Origin of the sequence: Thermococcus sp. (assembly GCF_027008145.1) — an archaeon.
In the GTDB taxonomy this organism is placed as follows: domain Archaea; phylum Methanobacteriota_B; class Thermococci; order Thermococcales; family Thermococcaceae; genus Thermococcus.
The window spans coordinates 1-2,008 of record NZ_JALTCZ010000116.1; the positions used below are offsets into that span (position 1 = coordinate 1).

At 53.7% G+C, this 2,008-nt stretch carries 2 protein-coding genes; both read right to left on the reverse strand.

Annotated features, from left to right (window positions below; genetic code table 11):
* Positions 1 to 10: 10 nt before the first annotated feature.
* Complete coding sequence (locus MVD07_RS05645; RefSeq protein ID WP_297499549.1) at positions 11 to 1,153, reverse strand: RNA ligase; 1,143 nt, start codon at positions 1,151 to 1,153, stop codon at positions 11 to 13.
* A 76-nt stretch (positions 1,154 to 1,229) separates the two neighbouring features.
* Complete coding sequence (locus MVD07_RS05650) at positions 1,230 to 1,778, reverse strand: 50S ribosomal protein L16 (RefSeq protein WP_297499550.1); 549 nt, start codon at positions 1,776 to 1,778, stop codon at positions 1,230 to 1,232.
* Between the last annotated feature and the right edge of the window lie 230 nt (positions 1,779 to 2,008).

Below are 2,008 nucleotides of genomic sequence, written 5' to 3' on the forward strand. Positions count from 1 at the left end.
AAAAAAACTCTCAGTCCACAAATGCCAGTCCGTTCCACAGATCCCGTATTTCCCGGGTTGCGTCCGGATAAACCCTCTTGAAGGTTATCCTCCAGTAGCCGTTCTTTAAGTCTTCGATGTCCTCGATGTGTATGCTGAGCCCGAGCTTCTCGAAGTGGGTAACCATCCTGTGGGCGGTGCTTATGCTCTTGACTCTGACCTTAAAGGTCTCCTCGACGACGTGCCCGTGCGAGACCTCTTCAATGCTCTCCACAAGGGGCCTCAAAAGTGCCTTACCGAGGGCTTTGGCGTACTCCTCAAGCCCTTCGCCCCGGATTCTCTTCTCCGCTATGTAGAATGCCAGCCTGCTTATCCTTCCCATGAAATAGCCTCCGGGGAGGTCGAAGAATACATGGGAGCCTATCTTTATGTCATTGAGATTAGCGTAGGGTGTAACGTACTTTGCCACCTTCCTCATATCGGGAGTCTTCATTACGACCCCTTCCCTGTTTTCCCTGCTGAGTTTCTCTATTAGCTCGTGGAGCTCATCTAAGCGGGAGCGGTCGTAGAGGCCGAAAACCTCTACGTGGGGAATCCCGTACTCCTCGGCGAGCCTGTATCTCTCCTCCGCTGGGATGCTCCTCCCGGTTCCCTTCTCCTGGATGTCGAAGAGGAAGAACTGGATGTCTTCCTTTACGTATGGTGGGCCTTCGACAAGGTACGGGCTTTCCGGTCCGGCCATTTCTCCCGCTAGAATCAGGTTTGGATAATCCCTGAAGAACTCTCCGCTGACGAAGTCGAGTATCCTTTCGGTGGTGAACGGGCAGACGAAGCCTCCCCGGGTTAGGGCCAGAACCCTGTTCCCCACTTTGGCAACGCGGACGTTATAGCCATCTACTTTCTCCTCAACGTAGAAGGGTCTGTTCTTAAAAATCCTCCTGATACCGTTCTCCAGCTGGACGACACGCTTTATGTGGGGAAATCCCGGAACCACGTCTTCTGTTTCAAAGACAGCGGTTCCTCTCCTGAAACCCCTTGCTGAATCGCGGAAGCGGACGTATCTGATGCCCTCGAACTCATCCTCGGCGATGCCGCCCTTGTTCTCAAGGACCGTAAGCCTCTCCTCTGGGACACCTAACTTGAGGAGCAGGGCCTTAAAATACGAACTTACCATCCAACTCCCCTCTCTAAGGTTGGAAAAACCCATTAATAACCGTTTGGAATATAGAGAAAAGCTGGGGAAGAAAGGTTCAGCGCTTCATTGTCGAGAGAACCTTGGTGGTGACGTCGTTGCCTTCCCTGTCATAGATCCTGTAGTAAGCTGAATATGGGAGCTTCATCTTGGCCCTGTGCATCGCTCCGAGGGCGAACTTGAGGTGGCTCTCGTTCAGCCAGACGGAGAGTATCTTCTGGTCTTTCCTGACCCTCGCGGCAAGTCCGATCGGCTTCCCGAAGGGTCTCCTCATACCGTTTCCGTAACGGTCGGCCTTCCTGCCGGTCGCCATCGGGTTCTCTCTAAGAACCTGGAAGGGGAAAACCCTTATCTTGAAGTGGAAGTTGCTCCTTCCAACGTTCTTCTGGAGGTACCTGTTGACCTGTATACGGATGGCCTCAAGGGCGTTCTGCCTTATCTGCATGGCCTGCTCGGCGTGGAGGCTGACCTCGTACTCAAACTCGGCCGAGAGGTTGCCCATGTCGAATATCGTTATCTTCGGCCCGGGAGCACCGCGTATGTACTCTCTCCTCGTGTAAGCGGGCTTGTCAACGTCCCTATCAATCTTCGCTGGTCTCAGTCCCATAATCTCACCTCCAAATGAGCGTAAGCTAAGCCTAAACTTAGCTTGACCCCTCTTTTATAAAAGTTTTGGAGGGCCACCCCTGCCGATCCTCATGCCCTCAACAGCCAGCCCGAGCGAGACGGGCAGGAAGGCCAGGAGGGCTAAATTAAAGGTCAGCCCGAGGTGCACTTCGCCGAGGGAGTAGGCCAAGCCGAAGACCATTCCTCCAACGAAGGTTGAGAGGTTCTGGA